Source organism: Amycolatopsis sp. QT-25 (genome assembly GCF_029369745.1).
In the GTDB taxonomy this organism is placed as follows: Bacteria; Actinomycetota; Actinomycetes; order Mycobacteriales; family Pseudonocardiaceae; genus Amycolatopsis.
This window is the reverse complement of sequence record NZ_CP120210.1, coordinates 503,376-524,812: the sequence shown is the minus strand read 5'-3', so window position 1 is coordinate 524,812 and position 21,437 is coordinate 503,376. Positions and strand designations below refer to the sequence as shown.

19 protein-coding genes are annotated in these 21,437 nt (G+C 67.7%); 4 read left to right on the top strand and 15 right to left on the bottom strand.

All coding sequences use genetic code 11. The features are described 5' to 3' along the window. Window positions 1–408 precede the first annotated feature (408 nt). Genes P3102_RS02630 through P3102_RS02615 form a run of 4 tightly spaced genes read left to right on the top strand, consistent with a single transcriptional unit; the run spans window position 409 to window position 3,511 of the window. A complete protein-coding gene (locus tag P3102_RS02630) occupies window positions 409–825 on the top strand; it encodes a hypothetical protein (protein WP_276366226.1) in 417 nt (138 codons plus the stop codon). Continuing rightward, window positions 825–1,448, top strand: coding sequence for a DUF3558 domain-containing protein (locus P3102_RS02625; RefSeq protein ID WP_276366225.1), 624 nt, complete (start codon window positions 825–827; stop codon window positions 1,446–1,448). Before P3102_RS02630 ends, P3102_RS02625 begins: the two co-directional genes overlap by 1 nt. Next, window positions 1,448–2,731: a PPE domain-containing protein gene (locus tag P3102_RS02620; RefSeq protein WP_276366223.1), complete on the top strand. Its 1,284-nt coding sequence runs from the start codon at window positions 1,448–1,450 to the stop codon at window positions 2,729–2,731. The genes P3102_RS02625 and P3102_RS02620 overlap by 1 nt, the downstream gene beginning before the upstream one ends. 27 nt (window positions 2,732–2,758) lie before the next feature. Then, on the top strand, window positions 2,759–3,511 hold the full coding sequence (locus P3102_RS02615; protein ID WP_276366221.1) for an ESX secretion-associated protein EspG: 753 nt from the start codon (window positions 2,759–2,761) through the stop codon (window positions 3,509–3,511). A gap of 182 nt (window positions 3,512–3,693) precedes the next feature. Here the strand turns inward: P3102_RS02615 and nuoN are convergent, their stop codons facing one another. The 15 genes from nuoN to P3102_RS02540 all read right to left on the bottom strand — a co-directional run bounded on the left by nuoN (window position 3,694) and on the right by P3102_RS02540 (window position 21,437). Then, on the bottom strand, window positions 3,694–5,259 hold the full coding sequence (gene nuoN / locus P3102_RS02610) for an NADH-quinone oxidoreductase subunit NuoN (RefSeq protein ID WP_276366220.1): 1,566 nt from the start codon (window positions 5,257–5,259) through the stop codon (window positions 3,694–3,696). A gap of 2 nt (window positions 5,260–5,261) precedes the next feature. Continuing rightward, window positions 5,262–6,851 carry an NADH-quinone oxidoreductase subunit M gene (locus P3102_RS02605; RefSeq protein ID WP_276366218.1) on the bottom strand — a complete coding sequence of 530 codons (1,590 nt, stop codon included), beginning with the start codon at window positions 6,849–6,851 and terminating at the stop codon, window positions 5,262–5,264. Further along, entirely contained in the window at window positions 6,848–8,746 is a 1,899-nt protein-coding gene (gene nuoL, locus P3102_RS02600) for an NADH-quinone oxidoreductase subunit L (RefSeq protein ID WP_276366217.1), read from the bottom strand. The genes P3102_RS02605 and nuoL overlap by 4 nt, the downstream gene beginning before the upstream one ends. A 65-nt stretch (window positions 8,747–8,811) precedes the next feature. Then, window positions 8,812–9,111, bottom strand: a complete 300-nt coding sequence (gene nuoK, locus P3102_RS02595) for an NADH-quinone oxidoreductase subunit NuoK (RefSeq protein WP_005151882.1) — start codon at window positions 9,109–9,111, stop codon at window positions 8,812–8,814. Next, on the bottom strand, window positions 9,108–9,956 hold the full coding sequence (locus tag P3102_RS02590) for an NADH-quinone oxidoreductase subunit J (RefSeq protein WP_276366215.1): 849 nt from the start codon (window positions 9,954–9,956) through the stop codon (window positions 9,108–9,110). Before P3102_RS02590 ends, nuoK begins: the two co-directional genes overlap by 4 nt. Next, window positions 9,953–10,498, bottom strand: coding sequence for an NADH-quinone oxidoreductase subunit NuoI (gene nuoI, locus P3102_RS02585; protein WP_276366213.1), 546 nt, complete (start codon window positions 10,496–10,498; stop codon window positions 9,953–9,955). The genes P3102_RS02590 and nuoI overlap by 4 nt, the downstream gene beginning before the upstream one ends. Next, entirely contained in the window at window positions 10,485–11,822 is a 1,338-nt protein-coding gene (gene nuoH / locus P3102_RS02580; protein ID WP_276366212.1) for an NADH-quinone oxidoreductase subunit NuoH, read from the bottom strand. Before nuoH ends, nuoI begins: the two co-directional genes overlap by 14 nt. After that, window positions 11,819–14,305 (bottom strand): NADH-quinone oxidoreductase subunit G, encoded by a 2,487-nt coding sequence (locus P3102_RS02575; RefSeq protein ID WP_276366210.1) that lies wholly within the window; start codon window positions 14,303–14,305, stop codon window positions 11,819–11,821. The genes nuoH and P3102_RS02575 overlap by 4 nt, the downstream gene beginning before the upstream one ends. Then, on the bottom strand, window positions 14,302–15,582 hold the full coding sequence (gene nuoF / locus P3102_RS02570; protein WP_276366209.1) for an NADH-quinone oxidoreductase subunit NuoF: 1,281 nt from the start codon (window positions 15,580–15,582) through the stop codon (window positions 14,302–14,304). Before nuoF ends, P3102_RS02575 begins: the two co-directional genes overlap by 4 nt. Further along, the gene (gene nuoE / locus P3102_RS02565; RefSeq protein ID WP_276366207.1) at window positions 15,582–16,454 is read right to left on the bottom strand and encodes an NADH-quinone oxidoreductase subunit NuoE; all 873 of its coding nucleotides are present in this window, start codon (window positions 16,452–16,454) and stop codon (window positions 15,582–15,584) included. The genes nuoF and nuoE overlap by 1 nt, the downstream gene beginning before the upstream one ends. Then, a complete protein-coding gene (locus P3102_RS02560) occupies window positions 16,451–17,857 on the bottom strand; it encodes an NADH-quinone oxidoreductase subunit D (RefSeq protein WP_276366205.1) in 1,407 nt (468 codons plus the stop codon). The genes nuoE and P3102_RS02560 overlap by 4 nt, the downstream gene beginning before the upstream one ends. A gap of 93 nt (window positions 17,858–17,950) precedes the next feature. Beyond that, window positions 17,951–18,715, bottom strand: coding sequence for an NADH-quinone oxidoreductase subunit C (locus P3102_RS02555; protein WP_276366204.1), 765 nt, complete (start codon window positions 18,713–18,715; stop codon window positions 17,951–17,953). A 5-nt stretch (window positions 18,716–18,720) separates the two neighbouring features. After that, window positions 18,721–19,269, bottom strand: coding sequence for an NADH-quinone oxidoreductase subunit B (locus tag P3102_RS02550; RefSeq protein WP_005151847.1), 549 nt, complete (start codon window positions 19,267–19,269; stop codon window positions 18,721–18,723). Window positions 19,270–19,273: 4 nt separating this feature from the next. Then, window positions 19,274–19,690 (bottom strand): NADH-quinone oxidoreductase subunit A, encoded by a 417-nt coding sequence (locus P3102_RS02545; RefSeq protein WP_276371598.1) that lies wholly within the window; start codon window positions 19,688–19,690, stop codon window positions 19,274–19,276. Between the two features lie 460 nt (window positions 19,691–20,150). Beyond that, entirely contained in the window at window positions 20,151–21,437 is a 1,287-nt protein-coding gene (locus P3102_RS02540) for a geranylgeranyl reductase family protein (RefSeq protein WP_276366202.1), read from the bottom strand.

Genomic DNA, 21,437 nt, shown 5'->3' with positions numbered 1-21,437 from the left:
CGGTTGTTTTGGTTTGTCATTTCGAAACCTGCGGTGCCGGTGACGGGTATCCACGGATTTCGCACGAGCCATTAGCGAGTCGAGAGGTACAGCGCCGAGAATCACTCTTCGGGGCTTCATACCCAGAGTGTGCAAGTTCACCGGGTCGACCACCACCTCAGCCGAATTTCTCGGGACCATTCACACGAATGGTCTTCACGAATGATCACCGGGTTCGCTCGGGCCATTCAGCAAGGAAGAAAAAATTCATGCGGATGGATTCCCTGCCACGGGAACCCTTGGTAATCTTCCCATCGTCGGATTACGCAGGGTGCAGCGGTAGACGCGCCCTGTAGCCACGGGAGGGGCGTATGACGACGGTGACTTCGTTCAGCGGGAATCGGCTCGGGACGGCGGGGGTGTCCCGCCGTGGCTGAGGGATCTCCTGCTTATCAGCCCGGATTGCGGTGGAGTGAAGTCGATCGCTTCCGCCCCACCGGGGGCTCCTACGGGGTGCCCGTCGCGGAAGGCGCGGGGTTCGAGTACGACGCGGCGACCCTTCACGAGCTGGCCCGAGAGTGGTCCGACCTGGCCAAGGAGTACAAGTCAGATTTGCATCAGGCGGACTACCTGGCCAAGACGAAGCCACCTGGGGCGGAGTATGCGAGCGGGAACAACGCCGACCTCACTCAGCAATCCGGTGCGGCGCTCATGGACGCACTGAACCAGCGCATCGCTTACTGCGAGGACATGGCGCGCAAGTACCTGACCGCACTCGGCAAGTACGCCACCACGGATGACCACGCCGCCACGGTCGTCAATCAACAGCCGAAAGGCATCTTGTGATGCGAAGCTCCGTCCTTCTCGTCGGTATCGCCACGCTTGCGCTTGCCGCGTGCTCGCCCTCCATCACCAATGGCACTCCGACTCCTACGGATGGCGGGAGCAGTCTGGCCCCTTCGAGATCGTCCCCTCGGCAGCCTGGCCCTGATGTTCCCCAGGTCGCCAGCCCCCTTGCCCTGACACAGGTCAAACAAGCACCCTGTAATGCCCTGACCGAGGAACAGGCTGGGGAACTTCTCGGTCCCCGTGCCGTCCCCAAGGAACGGCTGGATGGCACGGCCGGTCCCTCTTGCATGTGGTCCATTCCATCTTCTTCCCGACCGCTGGTGGACGTGATCTTCGGCCGATCCCCCGACGGAGGTACGGCGAGTGTCTACAACGCCAAGGGCGGTGCCTACAAACTTGTCGAGCCCCTTGCACCAGTGGACGGTTACCCACTGACCGCCTACGGCACGACAGACGAGCGCCCCTCAGGCAAGTGCTCTGTGGCGCTCGGCGCCAGTGACACCGAAACCATCGGAATCGTGACGGAGTTGTCCGAGGCCAACATCGGCAAGAAGGACCCTTGTGGCGCCGCGCGTGAAGCCGCGATCAGAGTCTTGGCCACCGTCCGAGGAGGCAATTGATGGTCGCCGAAGGACCGCTCACCGCCGCCCAGATCTACGAACAGATCACCAGGGGTGAAGGCACCGGCTCGCTGTCCGAGGCCCAGCGCGCCGCCTACGACCTGATCGAGCGGCATCACGAACGGGCGCAGAAGCTCACCGTGCTCACCCAGAAGACCATGGCCGGTTGGCAAGGTGGCGCCGGCGACGCGGCTGCCGACGCGACGAAGCCCGTCGTGGAGGCGGCGTATGACGACGTGATGCATCTGACTGTGGCACAGGCGGCCATCAGCGCTCAGTTGGACGCGTTCGGCACCGCCAAGAACAAGGTCAAGCCGGTTCCGCCGAATCCCCCGGAGCCAACCGCGATGGACGTCTTGAACCAGCTCGCGGGCAGGGGAACCTACGCGGACAAGGTCAAGGGATTCCAGGCCGACAGCCAGCACAACATCGACGCGTTCGCGAGCTACCACTCGGCCAGTACTTCCAACGGTGAGGAGCTGCCTGCCCGGTACGCGCAGCTCACCGATCCCGGCGGCAGCGTCACCTTGGACGAGGGCGGGAAGCCGGCGGTGAAGAGCTTCGGCGACGGCTCCGACGGACGCGATCCCGGTATCGGCGAGCCCTACCAAGGCCCGAACGGCCCAAGCGGACCCAGCGGGCCTAGCGGCCCGAGCACACCGCCACCGGGTGGCGCAGCCGACAGTGGCCCCCGGCCTGGGCAAGAGCCCCAGCCAGGCCCGCGTCAACCATCCTCGGCCCCCCAGCCAGGGCCGTCGTACCCGCACCAGCACCAGCCCGGCGGGCAGCAGCCGGACGACGGGACCCTCGCGAATTCGTCTACGCCGCCCCAGACCACGCCGGTCGTGCCGCCGGCGGCGAACCTCGACTTCGGACCGACCGGCAAACCCGGCCCCACTCACAACCCGCCCGGCGCCTTCCCGCCCGGGTACGGCCCGTTCGGTCCAGGGACGAGCGGCGCCGGTCAAGGCACGGGTGGTAAAGCGCCCGGCGGCGGTTCGCGTGGAGGTGTCCCCGGCGGTCAACCCGGTATGGGTGGCCGAAGCGGTGCTGGGATGCCCGGCGAAGGTGTGGGTGGCCGTGGCACGGCGGGTTCCGCCGGGGCAGCGGGCCGGGGCGGGGCGAACGGGATGCCGATGGCGCCCGGCGCCGCGCGCGGGAAGGGCGAGGAGGACAAGGAGAAGAAGGCGCCGGCGTACCTGCAGAACCCCGATCCGGACGAGACCTTCGGCGGCTATACGGAGAAGCCGATGCCGCCGGTGATCGGCGAGAACAGGAAATAGCGCCACAGCTCCAGGGGAGGGAGACACGTGGTGCTCGCGCGCCCGGTCGAGATCACACTCGACACCGTATTGACCGCGTTCCGTCACGCCGGTTGCGGAGATCCGCATCTGATCTTCGCGGGCGGCCTGCGCTACATCCCGCCGTCGTCGCGCAACGGCGAGGACCGGGCGGCGTTCGAGGAGCTCGGTGGGCTCGGGTTCACCGAGGGCAACCGTCTGACCAGCGACTTCGAGGACGTCCTGCACATACTCGACCGGCCGAACACCGAGTACTACGCGACCGTGCGCACGGAGGCGGAGCAGTACAGCGTGCTCGTCGCCGTGCGCGGGCGCGCCGCGGTCACCGCGATCTGCGAAGGGAACCGGGTGTGGCTGAAAAGCGTGCGCACCGCCGATCGCGCGGCGGCACTCGTGATGAACCTGCCCGAGTACCCGCCCGCGCGATTTTCCCCATTTTCGGTTCCACAGGACGACTTCAGCGGAGTTGGCGGGAGCGAGCTCTACGACGAGCCCGCGTCTCGAAGCCGGGAAGCCCGGCGACTGGACGAGGTCTTCGAGCAGCCCTATTTCGGCGTCGGGTTCTTCGCCGCGGCCATGCGTCCTGACGGGGGAAGGCGCACGGAGGCCACGGACGGCCTGACGTACCTCGACCTCGATGCCGGACGGGTGGCCATGCACGTGAGCGGTGCTCCGCGGAACCGGTACATCACCGTCCTCCCCGGCGAACCCACGTTACTGGCCCAGAAGCTCGGGGCGCTGCGAGCGAGTCTCGACCGCTGAGTCGATCAGGCGCACAGCCTTCGCACACGGCGGAGTCTCGAGCAGGTCCGGGAGCAGCGTGGTTCCGATTCAGCGAACGCCCGCTTCGATCCGCCTAGGACCAGGCCTGTTTGTCGGCCAATGCGTGAAGGCCCCCTTCCCGCGGCTGAGCCGAAGGAAAAGGGCCTTCACCGGCGAAGAAACTACTTGAGAGCGAAGCCGCCGGAGCCCGCCCAGTCGAGAGCGAACGCCGGGATCAGGCCGAGCACCAGCGTGACGAGGACGCCGAGCGTGATCGCCGTGGTGGTGAACGCGCCGGGCACGGTGACGGTCGGGCCGTCGGAGGCCGGCTCGGAGAAGTACATCAGCACGATCACGCGCAGGTAGAAGAACGCGGCGACGGCGCTGAAGACCAGGGCGACGACGACCAGCGGCGCCATCCCGTCGGACAGGGCCGCCGAGAACACCACGAACTTGCCGACGAACCCACTAGTCAGCGGAATACCGGCCAGCGCGAGCAGCAGGAAGGTGAACACCCCGGCCAGCATCGGAGAGCGTTTCGCCAACCCGGCCCACGCGGACAGGTGCGTCGCCTCGCCGTTCGAGTCCCGCACCAGCGAGACGACACCGAAGGCGGCGAGGGTGGTGAAGCCGTAGGCCAGCAGGTAGAACAGCGTGCTCGACAGCCCTTCCTCGGTCATCGTGATCGCACCGATGAGCAGGAATCCGGCGTGCGCGATGGACGAGTAGGCGATCATGCGCTTGACGTCGGTCTGCGTGAGACCCAGCACCGCGCCGATCAGCATCGAGATGATCGCGACGCCCCACAGCACGCCACGCCATTCCCAGCTGGTCGACTCGAAGGCCACCGAGAACACCCGCAGGATCCCGCCGAACGCGGCGACCTTGGTGCAGGCGCCCATGAAAGCGGTGATCGGGGTCGGCGCGCCCTGGTAGACGTCCGGGGTCCAGGTGTGGAACGGGCCGACCGAACCCTTGAACAGCAGGCCGACCGCGAGCAGGCCGAGCCCGACGAACAGCAGCGTGTCCGAACGGTCCGAACCGGCCGCCGCGTTGGCGATGTCCGACAGCTTCACGGAGTTCGCGTAGCCGTACAGCAGCGCGAGGCCGTACAGGAAAAACGCCGACGAGAACGCGCCGAGCAGGAAGTACTTGACCGCCGCTTCCTGCGAGAGCAGGCGACGCCGCCGCGCGAGACCGCACATCAGGTACAGCGGCAGGCTCAGCACCTCGAGCGCGATGAACATGGTGAGCAGGTCGTTGGCCGCGACGAAGGCCATCATGCCGCCGAGCGCGAACAGCGTCAGCGGGAAGACCTCGGTCTGCATGCCGGTGGTGCCGACCTGCGCGCGGTCCTGGACCGTGCCGGGGCGGATACCGGCCTGCGCGACGAACGCGCCGCCCGGCTCGACCGAGCGGTCCGCGATCAGCAGCAAGGCGCCCAGCGCCAGCGCCAGGAGCGTGCCCCACAGGAACAGCGACGGCCGGTCGACGGCGATCGCGCCGCTGAAGGTCGTGACGCCGTTCTTCGGCGCGGACGAACTGGCGTACCAGACCAGGAAGACGCCCGCCGCCCCGATCCCGACCAGGGACAGGAAGACCTGCGACGGCCACCGCATGTGTTTGGGCAGGAAGGCCTCGAACAGCACGCTGACACACGCCGCGCCGAGGATGATCAGGATCGGCGTGACGGCGAAGTAGTCGATCGACGGCACCTTGATCGGTGGCGCCTGAGTCAAGAAGAGCACTGTTACTTGCCTCCCTGTACGGACGACATCGTCGCCTGCACCGACGGGGTGATCGTGTCGAGCACCGGCTTGGGATAGAACCCGAGCGCGATGATCAGCACGACCATCGGCGCCAGGATCGCGATCTCCCTGCCGCCGAGGTCCTTGATGGCTTTGGTGGCCCCGAGTTCGGGGGCGATCACCGCACCGGCCAAAGCCGGCGAACGATCACTGGTCGGGGCGGGCGGCCCCGTCGGGGCCGGCGATGTCAAAGCGTCACCGCGGACGGGTCCCTGCATGACGCGCTGGTAGAGCCAGAGCACGTACGCCGCGGCCAGCACCATGCCGACCGTCGCGATGATCGTGTACACCGGATAGTCCACAAAGGACCCCAGCAGCACCAGGAACTCGCTGATGAACGAGTTGGTGCCGGGCAGGGACAAAGTGGACAGACCGGCGATGAGCAGCATCCCGCCGAGCAGCGGGGTCACCTTCGCCATGCCGCCGTAGTCGGAGATCCTGGTGGACCCGCCGCGCATCACGATCAGGCCGACCACCACGATCAGCATGCCGGTGGCGAGGCTGTGGTTGAGCATGTACGACACCGAGCCGACCATCGCCTGCTCGTTGAAGGTGAAGATCCCCAGCGCGATGAACCCGAAGTGGGCGATCGACACGTAGGCGATGAATCGCTTCATGTCGCGCTGCCCGGCCGCGAGGATCGAGCCGTAGAGGACACCCGCGACGGCGAGCACCAGCACCCACGGCGCGAGTTCCTTGCTGGCCTCCGGGAACATCGGGAGGCAGTAGCGCAGGAACCCGAACGTGCCGACCTTGTCCAGCACACCGACCAGCAGCACCGCGACACCGATGGGCGCCTGGCCGGCGGCGTCCGGCAGCCAGGTGTGGAACGGCACCAAAGGGGCCTTGATCGCGAACGCGAGGAAGAACCCGATGAACAGCCAGATCTGCGTCCCCAGCGGGGCGTCGCGGACGACCGTGACGAGCGTTTCCCAGTCGAAGGTGCCCTTGCCGAGTTCGTCCGACGCCATCGAGTACGCCCCGATGGCCGAGGCCAGCATGATCAGGCCGCCGAGGAACGAGTACAGGAAGAACTTGACCGCCGCGTACTGCCGGTTCGCGCCGCCGTAGCCGCCGATCAGGAAGTACATCGGGATCAGCATGATCTCGAACAGCACGTAGAACAGGAAGACGTCGGTCGCGGCGAACACCGCGATGGTCAGCGCCTCCTGCACCAGGATCAGCGAGAGGAAACCGCCCGCCGAGCGCCCGGCCGGGAGCTTGTCGGTGAGGCCCAGCGCGCCGACCACGATCGGCACCAGCAGGCCGATGACCGCGATCATCACCAGCGCGATGCCGTCGATGCCGAAGGAGATGTGGATGCCGAAGTTCGGGATCCAGTCCATCGAGGACTTCTGCTGGATCCGGTCCCCCGTGGGCACGTAGCTCGCCCACATCGGGATCACCAGCAGGAACGTCAGGAGCGAGACCACGAGCGCGGTGAGCGTCGCCAGCCTGTCGTTCTTCTTCATCCCCGCGACGACCGCGGCGCCGGCCAGCGGCAGCAGGATGGTTGCGAGTACCCAGGTCATGCGAACCTCACCAGCAGAAGTGCCGCCAGAAGCAGGAATGTGCCGCCCAGCATGGACAGTGCGTACGAGCGGACGAAGCCGGTCTGCAGGCGGCGCAGGCGCCCGGATCCGCCGCCGAGCGCGGCGGCGAGGCCGTTGACCGCGCCGTCGACCCCGCGGTTGTCCACGTAGACCAGCGCGCGGGCGAGCCAGGTGCCCGGACGGGCGACCAGCGTCTCGTTCAGGGTGTTGCCGTAGAGGTCGTTGCGCGCGGCCTTGACCACCGTCGAGACCCGCTCGGGGCGTTCCACCGGAACGTCCTTGCGGCCGACGAAGAGCCAAGCGGCCACCGCGCCCAGCACGGACAGCGCCACGGTGAGGAACGGGACCAGCGCGTGCGGGATGACGCTGTGGCCACCCTCTTCGAGCGGTCCGACCACCGGGGCGAGCCATGCGGCGAACCGGTCGCCGATGGCGAAGAACGCGCCGGCACCGACCGAACCGACGGCCAGGATGATCATCGGCCACTTCATCACCGCGGGCGATTCGTGCGGATGGAAGTCGCGGCCGTCGGAACTCTTGATCTCCTTCCAGCGTTCCTTGCCGAAGAAGGTCATCACCATCAGGCGCGTCATGTAGAACGCGGTGAGCCCGGCGCCGAGCAGTGCCGCGCCGCCCATCACCCAGCCGCGCCAGCCGCCCTGGGAAAGCGCCGCTTCGATGATCGCGTCCTTGGTGAAGAAGCCCGAGAGCGGCGGGATGCCGATCAGCGCCAGGTAGCCGAGCGCGAAGGTCCAGAAGGTGACCGGCAGGTGCTTGCGCAGCCCGCCGAACTTCCGCATGTCGACCTCGTCGTTCATGGCGTGCATGACCGAGCCCGCCCCGAGGAACAGCCCGGCCTTGAAGAAGCCGTGCGCGACCAGGTGCATGATGCCGAGCGCGTAGGCGATCGGCCCGAGGCCGACGGCCAGCATCATGTAACCGATCTGGCTGACCGTGGAGTACGCCAGGACCTTTTTGATGTCGTCGTAGGCGCAGCCGATGACGCACCCGATCAGCAGCGTGACCGTCCCGACGAGGGTGACGACCAGGCGGCCGTCCGGGGTGGCGTTGAAGATCTCGTGCGCGCGGGCGACCAGGTAGACGCCGGCGGTGACCATCGTCGCCGCGTGGATGAGGGCCGAGACCGGGGTCGGGCCCTCCATCGCGTCCGGAAGCCAGGCCTGCAACGGGAACTGGCCGGACTTACCGCAGGCGCCCAGCAGCAGCAGGATCGCGATCGCGGTGACCGCGCCGGTCGGGATCCGGCCGACGGCGCCGAAGACCTCGGCGTAGCCGGTGCTCCCGACGTACTTGAACATCAGGAAGATCGCCAGCGCGAGCCCGACGTCGCCGACGCGGTTCATCAGGAACGCCTTCTTCGCCGCGGTGGCCGCGGACGGGCGGTCCTGGTACCAGCCGATGAGCAGGTACGAAGCGAGGCCGACGCCTTCCCAGCCGAGGTACAGCGTCACGAAGCTGTTGCCCAGCACCAGGATCAGCATCGAGGCGACGAACAGGTTGAGGTAGGCGAAGAACCTCGACCGGTCACGGTCGGAGGCCATGTAGCCGATCGAGTAGAAGTGGATCAGCATGCCGACGCCGGTGATCAGCAGCACGAACGTCAGCGACAGCGCGTCGATCCGGAGCCCGAAGTCGACCTGTAGCGCCGAGACCGGGATCCACGAGAACAACTTGACGTCCGCGACGTTCTTCGTGTCGGCCGTGAAGAAGAGGAGCAGGCCGTACACGAAGGACAGTGAGACGGTCGCACTGCCGAGCAGGTGTCCCCAAGGACGCGCGCGCTTGCCGGCCAGCAGGAGAACAAGGGCGCCGAGAGCCGGGAAGGCCACCAGCAGCCACGATGATGCGGTCACTCTCGATTCCAATCAGTCGCGCGGAGCGCGTCCGTCAAGGGTGGGCGGTGGGGATGAGGCGGCACCTAGTACTTCAGCAGGTTGGTGTCGTCGACCGAGGCCGAACGCCGGGTGCGGAAGATCGCCATGATGATCGCCAGCCCCACCACGACCTCCGCGGCGGCCACGACCATCACGAAGAACGCCATCACCTGTCCGTCGAGCGACCCGTTGATCCGGGCGAACGTGACCAGGGACAGGTTCGCCGCGTTCAGCATCAGCTCGATGCACATGAACACGACGATCGCGTTGCGGCGCACCAGCACCCCGACCGCGCCGATGGCGAACAGCAGCGCGGACAGGAGCAGGTAGTACGTCGGGGTCATTCCTTCTCCCCTTCAGGCTTGCCCACGAGAGCGTGCGGGCCTACGGCGTCGTCGGTCGTGCCGGCGACCTGCCTGCGCTCGTTCTCCAACCGCGAGGCCGAAGTCGACTCGATGATGTCCGAGAGCGACTCCGGGGCGATCGAACCGTCGGGCAGCAGCGCCGGGGTGGCGACCGAGTTGGCGGTCGCGAAGACACCCGGGCCGGGCAGCGGCGAAGGCCGGTCGTGTTTTCCGGTGAACCGGTCGACGACGAGTTCCTTCTGGTTCTTCTTGCCGCCCTTGGCGTGCCGGTCGGTGAACGCGAGCACCATCGCGCCGAGCGCGGCGGTGATCAGCAGCGCCGAGGTGAGCTCGAACGGGAACAGGTACTCGGTGAAGATGAGCCGTCCCAGCCCGCCGGGGCCGCCACCGTCGACGTTCGCCGGGTCGACCGGCAGTGCCGGGGTCACGTTGACCATCGCGCGGGCGAGCCCCGCGGCGAGCAGCCCGCCGACGCCGATGCCGAGCAGGGTCGCCATGACCCGCTGCCCGCGCAGTACTTCGACGACCGAGTCGGAACTCTCCCGGCCGACCAGCATCAGCACGAACAGGAACAGCATCATGATCGCGCCGGTGTAGACGATGATCTGCGTGAAGCCGAGGAACGGTGCCTGCTGGATCATGTACAGCGCGCCGAGGCACAGCATGGTGAGGACCAGCCACAGCGCCGAGTGCACGGCGTTGCGGGAGAAGATCATGCCGAGCCCGCCGAGCAGCGCGAGCGGGCCGAGCACCCAGAAGGCGATCGTCTCGCCGCTGGTGATCCCGGCGGAGACGTCCGTCTGCGCGAGGAAAGCCGTGATCACTTGACGGCCTCCGCTTCGGTGGCCCCGGTGGGCTTGCGCGCGAGTTCGGGACCGTTGACGTAGTAGTCCTGCTCGTTGTCGCCCAGCCGCATCGGGTGCGGCGGCTGCTCCATCCCGGGCAGGAGCGGCGCGAGGAGGTCTTCCTTGGTGTAGATCAACCGCTGCCGGTCGTCGTCGGCCAGCTCGTAGAAGTTGATCATCGTCAGGGACCGGGTCGGGCAGGCCTCGACGCACAACCCGCAGCCGATGCAGCGCAGGTAGTTGATCTGGTAGTCGGCGCCGTAGCGCTCACCGGGCGAGAACCGTGCCTCTTCGGTGTTGTCGCCACCTTCGACGAAGATCGCGTCCGCCGGGCAGGCCCACGCGCACAGCTCGCAGCCGACGCATTTCTCCAGCCCGTCCGGATGCCGGTTCAGCTGGTGCCTGCCGTGGTAACGCGGAGCGGCGGGAGCGCCTGCCTCCGGGTACTCCTCGGTGGCGACCTTCTTGAACATCATCCCGAAGGTGACACCGAAACCCTTGATGGGATCAAACATCCCCATCGCCGGCCTCCCTTCCACTGGAAACCGCCGCGGGCTTGCGCTTGGCAGCCCGGGCTTCGGCCTTCGCGAGGGCCTTCTGACGCGGAGTCTGGTCCGGAACCTGCAAATCGAGCGGCGGCACGGGGAATCCGCCGCCGGTCACCGGGACGTAGTCGTCGTCCGGGACCTTCTTGTCCGGCAGCAGCAGGCTCAGGATGACGACGACGAGAATGAGCGCGCCGCCGCCGATGAGGATCTGCGGGGTGGACAGCCCGCCCGAGTTCTTGATCGCGCGGACCGTGACGATCACGACGATCCAGACCAGGTTGACCGGCACCAGGACCTTCCAGCCCAGCCGCATGAACTGGTCGTACCGCAGCCGCGGCAGCGTGCCACGCAGCCAGATGAACCCGAACAGCAGGACGAACAGCTTGGCGGTGAACCAGAGCAGCGGGAGCCAGCCCTGGTTGAGCGCGTGGTCGGCGCCGACGAACGGGAACTTCCAGCCGCCGAGGAACAACGTGGTCGCGAACGCCGAGACGATCACCATGTTGACGTACTCGGCGAGGAAGAACATCGCGAACTTCATCGAGCTGTACTCGGTGTGGAAACCGCCGACCAGCTCGGATTCGGCCTCGGGGAGGTCGAACGGCGCGCGGTTGGTCTCACCGACCATGGAGATCAGGTAGATCACGAAGCTCGGCAGCAGCAGGTAGAAGTACCAGCCGGTCTGCTGCGACTCGACGATCGCCGACGTCGACATCGAACCCGCGTAGAGGATGACGCCCACGATGGACAGCCCCATCGCGATCTCGTAGGAGATCACCTGAGCCGCGCTTCGCAGTCCACCGAGCAGCGGATACGGGGATCCGGAAGACCACCCGGCCAGCACGAGGCCGTACACGCCGATCGAGGAACAGGCGAGGATCACCAGCACGCCGACCGGCAGGTCGACCAGCTGGAGCGTGGTGCGCTCACCGAAGATCGAGACCACCGGGCCGAACGGGATCGCCGCCAGCGCGATCAGCGCCGGCACCGCGGAGATCACCGGGGCGAGGAAGTACACCTTGCGGTCGGCGGTGTCCGGGATGATCTGTTCCTTGAACGGCAGCTTGATCGCGTCCGCCAGGGACTGCAGGTAGCCGCCGGGGCCGACCCGGTTGGGGCCGGGACGGTTCTGCATCCGGCCGACGGCCTTGCGCTCCCAGACGATCAGGAAGATCGTCAGGATCGGGCCGATCAGCAGGATGACGACCGTCTTGATCAGGATCAGCCACAACGGGTCGTCGGCCAGCAGCGCCGCCCGCTCGGCGGCGTCCGGCATCTGGCTGAGCAACGGAGTCACTTCTCACCTCCGGTGAGGGTGACGGCCGAACCGTGCCCCGCGCCGAGAGAGGCGCGGACGGCCGAGCCGTCGGAGTTGCCCGGGAGCCACACGACGCCGTCCGGCAGGTCCGCGACCTCGATCGGCAACGTGATGGAACCGCGTTCGTTGGAGACCTTCACGGTCTTGCCCAAACCTTCGGCGGTCTTCGCCGAGACCTTGGCGACGACCTCGCGCTGCGTGCCCTTGAGATGCGGTTCGCCGTCCTGCAGCGAGCCGTTGTCGATCAGCTGGCGCCAGGTGGCGAGGAGAGCCTTTCCGTTCCCCGCCTCCGGACGTGCGATGAAAGCGTCCTTCATTGCGAAATCTGCGATGAAAGCGTCCTTCATCTCATGGGTGGGCAGCTTCGCGAGATCGGCGGCGGAAGCGGCCGGGGTCTGGGTGAAGATGTCCGCGTCCATCTCGACGGCGAGGGTGTCGAGCACCCGGCAGTCCGGCAGGGCGCCGGTGCCTTCGAGGGTGACGGCGAACTCGCGGCGGCGGCCTTCCCAGTTCAGGTAGCTGCCCGCCTTCTCGACCGCCGGGGCGATCGGGAGGACGACGTCCGCGTGTTCGGTGACCGCGCTGTGCCGCAGTTCCAGGCTCACCACGAACTTCGCGTTCACGAGCGCGCGACGGGCCAGCACCGGGTCCGGCAGGTCGTCGGGGTCGACGCCGCCGACCAGCAGGCCGTCGAGCTCGTTGCGGGACGCGGCCTTCAGCATGGCGGTGGTGTCGCGGCCTTCCGTGGCGGGAAGCGTGACGCCCCAAGCCCGTTCGATCTCGGCGCGGGCCACGTCGTCGGTGACCGGACGGCCACCCGGCAGCAGCGTCGGCGCCGCGCCCGCCGCCAGGGCACCGCGCTCACCCGCGCGACGCGGGATCCACGCGAGCCGGGCGCCGGTGCGCTCCACCAGCCGGTGCAGGGCCGAGAACAGGCCGGGCACCTCGGCGGCGCGTTCGCCGACGAGGATCACCGAACCTTCGGCCGAAAGCGCCTGGTCGACGTCCTGCGCGTGCTGCGCGATGCCGTCGATCGCCACCGCCTCGGCGCCCGGAGCGCAGGCCAGCAGCTCGCCGAAGGTCTTGCGGACCGACGAGGTGGTCCACTGTCCCAAGTGGACGACGCGGGTGCGGTTCTTGCGAGCCGCCTTGCGCAGCCGCAGGAACACGATCGGCGCTTCGTCCTCCGGCTCGAACGCGACGCACAGCACCGTGCGCGCCCGCTCGATCTCGCGGAAGGTGACGCCGCTTTCCGGCGTCGTCCCGACGACGTGCGAGGCGAGGAAGCCCAGCTCCTCGGCGGAGTGCGGACGAGCCCGGAAGTCGATGTCGTTGGTGCCCAGGGCGATCCGCGCGAACTTCGAGTACGCGTAGGCGTCCTCGACGGTCAGACGGCCACCGGTCAGCACCGCGGCGCCCTTGCCGTCGCGTGCCTTGGCCAGCCCTTCGGCGGCCGCGCGCAGCGCGTCGGTCCAGGAAGCCTCGGCCAGCACGCCGTCGGCGTCGCGGACCAGCGGACGGCGGATGCGGTCGTCGGCGGTCGAGTAACGGAAGGCGAAGCGACCCTTGTCGCAGATCCACTCTTCGTTGACCTCGGGGTCGTCGCCCGCCAGCTTCCGCATGACCTTGCCGCGGCGGAAGTCGGTCCGCTCGGCGCAGCCGGACGAGCAGTGCTCGCACACACTCGGCGCCGACACCAGGTCGAACGGCCGCGAGCGGAACCGGTACGCCGCCGAAGTCAGCGCGCCGACCGGGCAGATCTGGATGACGTTGCCGGAGAAGTACGACTGGAACGGCTGCCCCGACGTGGTCCGCGAAGCCAGGTCCAGCACGTCCGCCGTCTCCGCGGTCCCGATCTGCTGGTGGGCGCCGCGTTCGAGCAGTTCGATGAACGGGTCGCCGGCGATCTCGCGGGAGAAACGGGTGCAGCGCTGGCAGAGCACGCAGCGTTCGCGGTCCAGCAGCACCTGCGAGGAGATCGGCAGCGGCTTCGGGAACGTCCGCTTCGTGTCGACGAAGCGGGACTCCGCGCGACCGTGCGCGAGCGCCTGGTTCTGCAGCGGGCATTCGCCGCCCTTGTCGCAGACCGGGCAGTCCAGCGGGTGGTTGATGAGCAGCAGCTCCATCACACCCTGCTGGGCCTTGTCCGCGACGGCCGAGGTCAGCTGGGTCTTGACGACCATGCCGTCGGCGACCGTCATGGTGCACGAGGCCTGCGGCTTCGGCATCGGGCGGCCGCCCATTTCGACCTCGACCAGGCACTGGCGGCAGGCACCGGCCGGGTCGAGCAGGGGGTGGTCGCAGAAGCGCGGGATGACCGTGCCGAGCCGTTCGGCGGTGCGGATCAGCAGCTCGCCCTTGGGCGCGATGACCTCTTCACCGTCGATGACCAGCTTGACATGGCCCTCGGGAACGGGGGTGTCCGCTGTGGACGTTCCCGGCTTGTCGGGTGCGATCGTCATGCCTGCGCCCCCACCAGTTCGCGCTTGTTTATTTCACAGAGTGCGAGGAATTCCTCGCGGAAGTACTTGATCCCGCTCTGGATCGGCGAGACCGCGCCGTCGCCGAGGGCGCAGAACGAGCGGCCGAGGATGTTGTCGCAGACGTCGAGCAGGGTGTCGATGTCTTCCTCGGTGCCGTGGCCCTCGACCATGCGCTCCAGGATCTGCACCAGCCAGTACGTGCCCTCGCGGCACGGCGTGCACTTGCCGCAGGACTCGTGCTCGTAGAACTGCGTCCACTTCATCACGGCCCACGGCACGGAAACGGTCTCGTTGAAGACCTGGACGGCCGTCGTGCCCAGCATCGACCCGGCTTCCGCCGCGCCTTCGAAGTCGAGCGGGACATCGAGGTGTTCCTCGGTGAACATCGGCGTGGACGAACCACCCGGCGTCCAGAACTTCAGCGGGATGCCGTCCTTCATGCCGCCCGCCATGTCCAGCAGCTCGCGCAGCGTGGTGCCGAGCGGGCATTCGTACTGGCCGGGCTTCTCGACGTGGCCGGAGATCGAGTAGATCTTCGGGCCGGGCGACTTCTCGCGGCCCATCTGGCGGAACCAGTCGGAGCCGCCGTTGACGATGTACGGCGCGCTGGCGATGGTCTCGACGTTGTTCACCGTGGTCGGGGCGGCGTAGAGGCCCGCGGCGGCCGGGAACGGCGGCTTGAGCCGCGGCTGGCCACGACGGCCTTCCAGCGAGTCCAGCAGCGCCGTCTCCTCACCGCAGATGTACGCCCCGGCGCCCGCGTGCACGGTGATGTCGAGGTCGAATCCGGAGTCGAGGATGTTCTTGCCGAGGTAACCCGCTTCGTAAGCCTCGCGCACGGCCGCGTTGAGACGGCGGATGCAGTGCAATGCCTCGCCGCGGACGTAGATGAAGCAGTGGTGCGAGCGCATCGCGTACGAGGCGATGATGCAGCCCTCGATCAGCGAGTGCGGGTCCGCCATCATCAGCGGGATGTCCTTGCAGGTGCCCGGCTCGCCCTCGTCGGCGTTGATGACGAGGTAGTGCGGCTTGTCCTCGTTGGGCGGCATGAAGGACCACTTGATGCCGGCCGGGAAGCCCGCGCCGCCACGGCCGCGAAGCCCGGAATCCTTGACCAGCTGGACGATCTGCTCGGGGGTGGCCTTGAGCGCCTTGCGGATCGCGGTGTAGCCCTCGAGGGCTTCGTAGGACTGGATCGTCCAGGAGTTGGGCGAAAGCCAGCGCTTCGTGAGGACCGGCGTGATCGGGTCTGCCATCACTTCTTCTCCACTTCGGGGAGTGGGACGTCCTGCATCGCGGGCGCGGTCCAGCCGCGGTCCTGCGCGACCTGCGCGCCCCGCAGGGTTTCGACGGCCTGTGAAGGACCGTCGACGTCCGTCCGGTACTGCTGCGCGTCCTCCGGGAAGAACCCGGCGAGCTGCAGTTCGGCGCCCCTGAAACTGGTCAGCGGCGCGCCGCGCGTCGGGGCCGGCTTCTTACCCGCCCGCAACGCGTCGACCAGCGCGACGGCCTTGTCCTCGGTCTGGTTGTCGAAGTACTCGTAGTCGACCTGGATGACCGGGGCGAGGTCACAGGCCGCGAGGCATTCGGCGTGTTCGAGGGTGATCGAGCCGGGCTCGTTCGGCGTTCCCGCGGTCTCGTTGTGCCCCAGCGGCTTCTCTTCGGAGCCGAGATGCGTCTGGAGCTTCTTGTAGATCGCGTCGCCGCCCATGGCCGCGCAGAGGGTGTTCGTACACACACTGACCAGGTGCTCGCCGCACGGGCGGCGCTTGTACATGGTGTAGAACGTCGCGACCGCGCTGACCTCGGCGTCGGACAGGTCCAGGTTCCGCGCGCAGAAGGCGATGCCCTCCTGGCTCACGTATCCCTGCACCGACTGCACCAGGTGCAGCATCGGCAGCAGCGCCGACCGGGACTGCGGGTACCGCGAGATCAGGTTCTGTGCCTTGGCGTAGGTGTCGGCGTCGAAGATGTCTTCGAGCTTCGCGTGCTCCAGCATCCCCTCCGCCTCGGCGGAATCCGGCGCGATCGCGATCACGTCGACGTCGCCACCGGCGGCGATGTGGGTCCGCTCGGCCAGGCTGGTGCCGGGCTCGGGCGTCGGTGTCGTTCCGGGCTGGGTGCTCAACGGTCCACTCCCCCCATGACGGGGTCGATCGAGGCGATGGCGGCGATCACGTCCGCCACCAGGCCGCCTTCGGCCATCGCGGGCATCGATTGCAGGTTCACGAAACTCGGTTCGCGCACGTGGACCCGCAGCGGCCGGGTGCCGCCGTCGGAGACCAGGTGCACGCCGAGTTCGCCGCGCGGCGATTCCACCGACGTGTAGGTCTGGCCCGGCGGGACCTTGAAGCCCTCGGTGACCAGCTTGAAGTGATGGATCAGCGATTCCATCGACTGGCCCATGATCTTGCGGACGTGCTCGAGCGAGTTGCCCATGCCGTCGCTGCCGATCGAGAGCTGTGCCGGCCAGGCGACCTTCTTGTCCTCGACCATGACCGGGCCCGGCTCGAGCTTCTTCAGGCACTGCTTGATGATCCGCAGGCTCTGATGCATCTCCTCGACGCGCAGCAGGTAGCGCGCCCAGCAGTCCGCGTCGGTCGAGGTCGGGATGTCGAACTCGAACTCGTCGTAGCGGGAGTACGGCTCGGTCTTGCGCATGTCCCACGGGAGACCGGCGCTGCGCAGCACCGGGCCGGTGACACCGAGCGCTAGGCAGGCGTCGACCGGCAGGTACCCGACGCCCTTGAGCCGGTTGCGCCAGATCGGCTGACCGGTGAAGAGCTTGTCGTACAAGGGAAGCCGCTCGTCCATCGTCTTGACGAACGCGCTGACGACCTCTTGGTAGTCGTCCGGCATGTCCTGGGCGAGGCCGCCGGGGCGGATGAACGCGTGGTTCATCCGCAGACCGGTGAGGTGCTCCAGCAGGTGAAGGACCTCTTCGCGCTCACGGAAGCCGAGCGTCATCGCCGTGGTGGCACCGAGTTCCATCCCGCCGGTGGCGATGTAGACCAGATGCGAGCCGATGCGGTTGATCTCCAGCAGCATCACGCGCAGCAGCTCGGCACGGCGCGGGGCCTGGATGCCGAGCAGCTTCTCCACACCGAGGCAGTACGCCATCTCGGTCGACAGCGGCGCGAGGTAGTCCATGCGCGTCACGAACGTGACGCCCTGGGTCCACGTGCGGTACTCGCAGTTCTTCTCGATCCCGGTGTGCAGATAGCCGATGACCGAGCGGAGCTGGGTGACGGTCTCGCCCTCCATCTCCAGCACGAGCCGGAGCACGCCGTGCGTCGACGGATGCTGCGGGCCCATGTTGATGACCATGCGCTCGTCGTGGCGGGAGTCCTCGATGAGGTCTTCCCAGTCACCGCCGGAAACGGTGTAGACGCGACCTTCGGTGGTCTCGCGGGAGTCGGCGTAGTCGACGTCGTCGGTGCTGTCCGCGCCTTGGGGGCCGGTGGCGGTGCCTGTCGTGACGTCGGAGAGGTTTTCGGTGCTCACGAGTGCGACCTCCGCTGGTGTCGACATGGCCGGGAAATCCGTGCCCGCAGGAAGTTGCTCACGAGTGCGACCTCCGCTGGTGTCGACATGGCCGGGATGTCCGTGCCCGCACGAAGTTGCTCACGAGTACGACCTCCGCTGGTCCGGCGGCGGGATCTCCGCGCCCTTGTATTCGACCGGGATCCCGCCGAGCGGGTAGTCCTTGCGCTGGGGGTGGCCGTCCCAGTCGTCCGGCATGAGGATGCGGGTCAGCGCCGGGTGACCGTCGTAGACGATGCCGAACATGTCCCAGGTCTCCCGCTCCTGCCAGTCCGCCGTCGGGTAGACCCCGACCAGGGACGGGACGTGCGCGTCTTCGATGTCGAGGGTGACCTCGAGCCGGATGCGGCGGCGGTAGGTCATCGACGTGAAGTGGTAGACCGAGTGCAGCCGCTGCGGGACGTCGACGCCGTAGTCCACGCCGGAGACGGAGCTGAGCAGTTCGAAGCGGAGACCGGTGTCGTCGCGCAGGACCTTGGCGATCTCGACGAGGTGCTCGCGGGCGACGTAGAAGGTGATCTCGCCGCGGTCGACCGTGGTCTGCTGGATCGCGTTCGCCGGGACCTTGTTGTCCGCCAAGGCCGCGTAGAACTCGTCGGCGAACTCGTCGAACCAACCGCCGTACGGTCGCTCCGCCGGGGGCGGGCTGTACGCGGGGAGGCGGACGCCGCCGTAACCGGAGGTGTCACCGCTGCCGCGTACGCCGAACATGCCCTGGCGCTCTCTACCGGTGACGACCGGTTCGGCCGGGCGAGTGCCCCGCGGTTCGAGGCCGCCTTCGGACCGGTCGGCACTGGACTGCTCGCCGCCCGGTTCGGGGGTTTCTTCGGGGGTTTCTTCAGGCACGTCGCTCACTTCTTCGCGTACTTGATCGAGGAGGCGATCAGCTCGGTGCGCTCACCGCTGGCGGCCCGGATCGCGGCCCGGCGGGCGTTGATCGGCTCGTCCTGGATCTTGGCGTGCAGTTTCAAGATCGCGTCGAGCAGCATCTCGGGGCGCGGCGGGCAGCCGGGGAGGTACATGTCGACCGGGACGATGTGGTCGACGCCCTGCACCACGGCGTAGTTGTTGAACATCCCGCCGGACGAGGCGCAGACGCCCATCGCCAGCACCCACTTCGGCTCGGCCATCTGGTCGTAGATCTGGCGGAGCACCGGCGCCATCTTCTGCGTGACACGGCCGGCGACGATCATCAGATCCGCCTGGCGCGGCGTCGCGCTGAAGCGCTCCATGCCGAAACGCGCGATGTCGTAGCGGGAACCGCCGACGGTCATCATCTCGATCGCGCAGCAGGCGAGACCGAAGGTGGCGGGCCACATCGAGTTCTTGCGTGCCCAGTTGACCAGGCCTTCGAGGCTGGCGAGCAGGATGCCGTTGGGGAGTTTTTCTTCGAGGCCCATGCTTCTAGTTCCAATCCAGGCCGCCGCGACGCCACACGTAGGCGTACGCGAAACCGACCGTCGCGATGAACAGCACGATCTCCACCAGGCCGAACATGCCCAGCGCGTCCGCGGAGACCGCGAACGGGTAGAGGAAGACCATCTCGATGTCGAACAGGATGAACAGCATCGCGGTGATGTAGTACGCGACCGGCATCCGGCCGCCGCCGACGACCGGCTGCGGCGAAGGTTCGATCCCGCATTCGTAAGCCGCGGTCTTCGCCTTGTTGGCCCGGCTCGGGCCGACGAGCGGGCCGAGCAGCACCGAGAGCACTGCGAAGCCGAGCGCGAGGACGAACAGGAGGACCAGGGGGAGGTACATGTCGAGATTCGGCACTGCGGGCACCGTCGGGGTGTCGGCCTGGGCCTGCACGGGCAACATCAGCACGGGGTTTTCGCCATCCTTTCCGCGCCGCTGCGGTTTCGAGTCGGGGTTCACCGCTTCTCTCGGTCGGCACCCTAAGTCACCTGGGTCACACCGCCGAGGGTTAGGCAACCCTTACGGGCCGTGCATGACGGCCTCCTTGCTTGTGAAATAGTTCACAAGCCTCCGGTCGAGGATGTGAAGCGATTCACAAAGCATAGGGGGAGTGTAGGACGTGACTCACATTCTTGTCCCTAGGCCCCGTGCTATAAGGCTGCCCTAACTTGGCCGCACGGCCAGTACGGTTACTTCCGGCGTGCGGTACCGATGACCTGCGACGTCGCGTCCAAGATCGGTTTCCCGGTCCCGTTCGGGCACTTTTGTCCTGTGACCGATACCACTGCCCGGAGTACCCGTGACTGCTCCAGACGTGGAGACTGCACGCAATTCGTCACCTACTTGCGGCCTCTGCCCGGCGTCAGCGCGGAGAAGGGGTGGCGCGGGCGAGCGCGGCGATCAGCCGGTCGACGCCGTCCCCGCCCTTGGCGTCATAGCAGCCCGAAAGTCCCTTGTACACCAACGGAAGGATCGAGTCGATCCGCAGTCCGTACTTCGTCGCGGCGTGCATGATCTTCGGCTTCCCGATCAGCTTCGCGAACACGTTGCCGAGGCGGTAGTAGCCGCCCATCAGCTCAGCGACGGCGCGTGGGTAGCCCTCCAGCGCCCGCTCACGAGACGGGCCCTCGCGGCGCGCCAGCGCCTGCACGACGAACTCCGACGCCAGCTGCGCGGACTCCATCGCGGCCGAGATGCCCTCGCCGTTGAACGGGCTGACCATGCCGCCCGCGTCCCCGAGCAGCAGGAGGCCGTCGCGGTAGTGCGGGGTGCGGTTGAAGCCCATCGGGAGACCGGCGCCGCCGACCTTGCCGATGGCGTTCTCCTCGCGGTAGCCCCATTCCTCGGGCGTTCCGTCGAGCCACTGGCGCAGCAGCGCGCGGTAGTCGGTGCCGCGGAACGCGGCCGACGTCGACAGCATGCCGAGGCCGACGTTCACCGTGCCGTCGCCGAGGGGGAACGCCCAGCCGTAGCCGGGCAGCAGCTTCGGGTCGCGGGGGTCCGAGCGGTCCCACAGCTCCAGGTGGCCCTCGATGAACGGGTCGTCGTGGCGCGGGCTCTTGTAGTACTGCCGCACCGCGACCCCCATCGGGCGCTTCTCGTTCTTCTGGATGCCGACGCTCAGCGCGAGCCGCGCGGAGACACCGTCGCAGGCAAGGACCAGCGGAGCGCGGTAATTCACCGGCGTCTTCTCCGGGCCGACCTTCGCCTCGACGCCGATCACGCGACCGCTCGGGCCGGTGATGGCACCGGTGACGGTGGTGCGCTCGTAGAGCCGCGCGCCCGCCTTGACCGCGGTCTTCGCGAGCAGGTCGTCGAAGTCCTGACGGGTCCGCGAAACGCCGTACGGCGGGTAGCTGGTCAAATCCGGCCAGTCGAGTTCCAGCGTGAGCTCGCCGGTGAGGATCCGCAGGCCGCGGCTGTGCACCCAGCCCGCCTCCTCGCTGGTGTCGATCCCCAGGTCGATGAGCTGCTTGACGCCGCGCGGGGTCAGGCCGTCGCCGCACACCTTCTCGCGCGGGAACTCGGTCTTCTCCAGCAGCAGCACGTCGACGCCCGCGCGGGCGAGGTACGTGGCGGCGGTGGAGCCGGCCGGTCCGGCACCGACGACGATGACTTCGGCGTCGTGGTCTGCGTTGCGACGGGTCAT